The organism is Anaeromusa sp. (assembly GCF_028691475.1).
Lineage (GTDB): Bacteria > Bacillota > Negativicutes > Anaeromusales > Anaeromusaceae > Anaeromusa.
On the sequence record NZ_JAQUZF010000126.1, the window covers coordinates 1 to 4,076 of the forward strand.

Annotated in this window: 6 protein-coding genes; all 6 read left to right on the forward strand. The window is 56.7% G+C overall.

Annotated features, from left to right (window positions below):
• The first annotated feature begins 266 nt into the window (after window positions 1-266).
• Window positions 267-815, forward strand: a complete 549-nt coding sequence (locus PHF27_RS12495) for a sigma-70 family RNA polymerase sigma factor (protein WP_300070627.1) — start codon at window positions 267-269, stop codon at window positions 813-815.
• 61 nt (window positions 816-876) lie between these two features.
• Complete coding sequence (locus PHF27_RS12500) at window positions 877-1,101, forward strand: DUF1659 domain-containing protein (protein ID WP_300070649.1); 225 nt, start codon at window positions 877-879, stop codon at window positions 1,099-1,101.
• A 38-nt stretch (window positions 1,102-1,139) separates the two neighbouring features.
• Complete coding sequence (locus PHF27_RS12505; protein WP_300070630.1) at window positions 1,140-1,352, forward strand: DUF2922 domain-containing protein; 213 nt, start codon at window positions 1,140-1,142, stop codon at window positions 1,350-1,352.
• Window positions 1,353-1,693: 341 nt separating this feature from the next.
• Window positions 1,694-1,843 (forward strand): YvrJ family protein, encoded by a 150-nt coding sequence (locus PHF27_RS12510; protein WP_300070633.1) that lies wholly within the window; start codon window positions 1,694-1,696, stop codon window positions 1,841-1,843.
• A gap of 291 nt (window positions 1,844-2,134) precedes the next feature.
• On the forward strand, window positions 2,135-3,394 hold the full coding sequence (locus tag PHF27_RS12515; RefSeq protein ID WP_300070636.1) for a DUF445 domain-containing protein: 1,260 nt from the start codon (window positions 2,135-2,137) through the stop codon (window positions 3,392-3,394).
• The coding region (locus PHF27_RS12520; RefSeq protein ID WP_300070640.1) for a DUF445 family protein at window positions 3,391-4,076 on the forward strand (686 nt) is incomplete at its 3' end. The genes PHF27_RS12515 and PHF27_RS12520, both read left to right, overlap by 4 nt.

Consider the following 4,076-nt stretch of genomic DNA (forward strand, 5'->3'; position numbering starts at 1 on the left):
GTGCAAAAGCATCATGGGGAAATCTTTTTTACCAGTGGCGAAGGCGGTACCGAGTTTGTTTTGCGTTTGCCGATCATGCAGTCCGATGTTACTATCGCGGCGATTCTCTAGCGCTATACTGTAAATACAACGCGGGCAGTTAAGAAGCAACGTCTTCTTGGCTGCTCCTTTTGTTTTGGCGTTGCCACAGTAAATGACGCCCTGGGGATATATAGAGGGTAGCGCTACTATAGGAAGACCGGTCTTCCGCCATGAGGTGGAAGAAAATGCAAAGCATAGAAGAATTGGTACAAGAAGCTCAAGCAGGCAAGGAAGAAGCGTTCGGTGAATTGTGCCGCCGTTTTACGGGCTTAGTGCGTTCCCGGGCGGGACAAAGCTTTGTCCGCAGCATTCGCGAAGATATGGAGGGCGCAGCCTGGCTGGCTTTTGCCAAAGCCGTCCGGGAATACCGTTCAGGCAGCGGCCATTTTGAAGGCTATGCGGCGCAGTGCGTGACCTATGCCGTCTGGAACGCCTTTCAAAAAGAATGTAAATGCTGGCAGCGGCAGGCGGGGAGCCTGGATGCCGAGGACTTTCCCGAGGCGTCTGGGGCGGAAAATGTAGAAGAAGAGGTGGAGAAAAAGCTGCTGGAAGAAAAACTACGGCAAACGGTGGACCGGCTGTCTGCGCGGCAGCGGCAAGTCGTGCAAGAACGGCTGCAGGGACGGACGCTGCAGGAAATTGCAAAACAGATGGGTGTAAGCCATCAAGCGGTCTCGCGGCTTCTGGCCAGGGCGGCGGAAGCCATGCGCTGCGCCTGGGCGGTAAAAAAATAAAAAAGAAAGGTTGCCAAACGCTCGCCCGCGCAATATCTCTGAGTGAAAGGGGGTGAGTTTCATGGCAGTAAGCAAAGCAGTGGAATCCAGCAAGATGGTGCTGCGCGTGCAAAGCGGTCTTGACGGCGCCGGTAAGGCGGTGTACAAGAATGTATCCTTGAGCGGTTTGAACCCGGCCGCCGCCGATGCGGACGTCTTCGACGCCGCAACGGCATTGGGCGGACTCCAGCAGTACACCGTAGCCTCGGTGCTGCGCGTGGACCAGGGGCATCTGACCAACGCGTAAGACAGGCGTCTACTATGCAGCAAAGGAGGTAAAAAGCGATGACGAAACGTTTGGAAATGATCTTCCGGGATGAAGCTGGTAAAGAAGCGACTCTTTCCTTGGCCAACCCCAAAGACGATCTGACCAAGGCTGGCGTAATGGCGGTCATGCAGACCGTTGCCGCCAAGCGCTTGTTCCAAAACAAGAACGGCGCCTTGGTAACGCCGGTGTCCTGCCAGGTTCATACGCAGGATACGCAGGCTTTGGCCTAAATCAAAACCGGGCGGCGGGGCAACCTGCTACCCGGTTTTTTATGTGGAGAAAAGCCGGGGGAATTGGATTTGAACAGGAGTAAAGGGAGGGTACGAATGAGGGTGACGGGGTGCGGCTTTTAGCAGGTAACAGGCACAAAAATAGTAGATATGAGTCAAGGGTGCTGCTGATTTAATGAGTGCACCGCCAGGGCGAGAGATTTTTTCACCTGGCAAGGAAGAGAGCCGCGGGAATAGCGGGGCTCTTTCAAGGTTTTCTGACGCAACCAGGAGAAAAAAGAATTGTCCTGGCGTGTGATACGAATAAATCAGCAGTACCCTGAAAAAGGTGGTGATAGTATATGGAAGCGTTATTGGCGGCCATGTCGGCGTACGGTTTTCCGATGGTAGTTGCAGCCTATCTTTTGGTGCGGGTGGAAACCCGCCTGGACCGGCTCAGCGAATGCATTCAGGATTTGGCCCGGGCGATTGGCGCAAAAAATGGCGTGTAAAAAGCCGTAACGCCCAGTCGGTCCTCTGCTTCTCTTGCTCAAAGTCTTAGTCCCCATGGGGAAGTTGCTGTGCTGCGCTCGCAATGACAATAACTTCAAGCCTTACCTAAACTATTATTCTCACTGTTTCCTCTGGCCTTTCCTCTGTTACTCTGCTTACTCTGTGTTACGTCCTTTCTCTCGGTCACGGTTACTCTGTGTTTCATCCTGTCGATAAAGGAATCTGAGGCCAAAAAGGCGAAATACTTTCAGCGCATACAATGCGGCATTATTTTCTCTGCGAGGTGACTTATGGCGAAACAACGATATCAGGCGCTGGCGGCGCTGGGCGCGGCTGCCGCCGGGATGGCGGCGAGCTTGCCTTACGGGCATACCTTTGGCGGCGCTTTGGCCCAAAGCGCCTTTGGCGCGGCCTTGGTGGGCGGCTTGGCGGACTGGTTTGCGGTGACTGCTCTTTTTGGCAAGCCCTTGGGCTTTATTTCCTGGCGGGCGAACCTGGTGGCTCGCAACAAGGAACGGATACTAACGGATCTGACAGATCTAGTGGAAAAAGAGCTGTTGACGCCGGATAATATTATGCAGGTGCTGCAGCGCTATGATGCGGCGGCGGTACTGCTGGACTATCTGCGGCGTCAGGGCGGGCGGGAGACGCTGCGCCGCGTGTTGGAGCGGCTGCTGCAGGACATGACCCTGGCGGTACGCCCGGAGGAAATGGGGCGGCTGGCGGATCAACTGCTGCGCATGGGCCTGGAACGGACGGCGCTGGCGCCCTTGGCGCTGCGCGCCGGCGCGTGGAGCCTGCGGCAGCGCTATGACGACGTAGTGATAGCTCATGTGTTGGGGCAGGTGCGTGAGGCGCTAAAAACGGCGGAGTTTCGGGTGATTTTATTGGAAGTGCTGGAGGCGGCGCTGGCTCGCTACGAGGCGGGCGGCATGCTGCGCAGCATGGTCAACCGAGCTGCGGGACTGACGGCGGAAGAACGGGTGGATATGGTACTGCAGTGGCTGGAACGATTTGTGCAGAACCTGGCCGATCCGGAGCGGCCCCTGCGCCGTCGTTTGCGGGCTTGGTGCTGGAAAAAGCTGCTGGGACTGCGGCAGCCGGAACGGCGGCAACAACTGGAAGAATGGAAAGACGAGTGGCTGAGCCGGCATCCTGGATTTTTTGCTCAATGGCTGACGCCCTGGGTGCAGGAGCTGCAGCAGGAGGTGCTGCAAGGAAAAGATCGCTTGCTGCCACACCAGGCGGAAGCTCTTACGGCGGCGGTGGAAAAAAGCTTGTCCGCGGAAAAAGATCAGCAAGGGGCCTTGGATCGTTGGATGAAGGAGCAGCTGCGCCGCTGGCTGCAGCGTCATCCTCTCGATTTGGCTTCCTTTGTTGCTGCTAGCGAATTGGGCCGCAAATCCGGCGAAGAGCTGGCTGCTTTTGTACAGGAAAAAGTGGGCGATGATTTGCAGATGATCCGCATTAATGGCTCGGTGGTAGGCGGTTTGGCAGGGGCCTTCTTATTTCTCCTGACGCAGCTTGTGGAATGGGGGGTGGGACAATGAACCCCTTTGTCAAAGCTAACCGCATTTTAGCGGGTGTTGGCGTTTTGTTTCTCGTCTGTTTGGCCGTTAAGCTGGCCTATCCTCAGAGCTTGGCCGCCCGCTGCATGTTATTTGCCGCGGAAGCGGCCCTGGTTGGCGGCATTGCCGACTGGTTTGCGGTGGAAGCGCTTTTTCGCCGCCCCTTAGGTCTATCTTGGCATACAGGGCTGATTCCTCGCAATCGTCGCCGCCTCATTGACGGCACCGCCAAAATGGTGCAGGATAAATTCTTTAGTCAAAGTCAGTTGCAAAACGCCCTGGAAAGCTGGCCGATAGCGGAAACCTTTATTACCTGGGTGGAAGAAGGCAAAGGCCGCTATATTTTGCTCCTCTTGGCGCGGCAGCTGCTGCGGGACTGGCTGGATAAGCTGGAGCCGGAAGCGTTGGCCGGTAAGCTGGAAGGCTGGGTTCGGGGGCAGCTGAGTCAACTCGCGGCGGCCCCGGCTGTGGCCTCCTGGGGGCGGCAGGCGTTAGCGGAAAAGAGAGAAGCGCCCTTGTGGGAAGCGCTGGCAAAGGCGCTGCTCAAACAGGTGCGGCGGCCAGAGTCGCAAGAGGTGCTGGAGGGCTGGCTGCGCGCCGCTTATGAAGCGGAATTGGCGAAACGCAATCCTCTCATGCAGCTTTTGGGAGGCATGATGGAAGC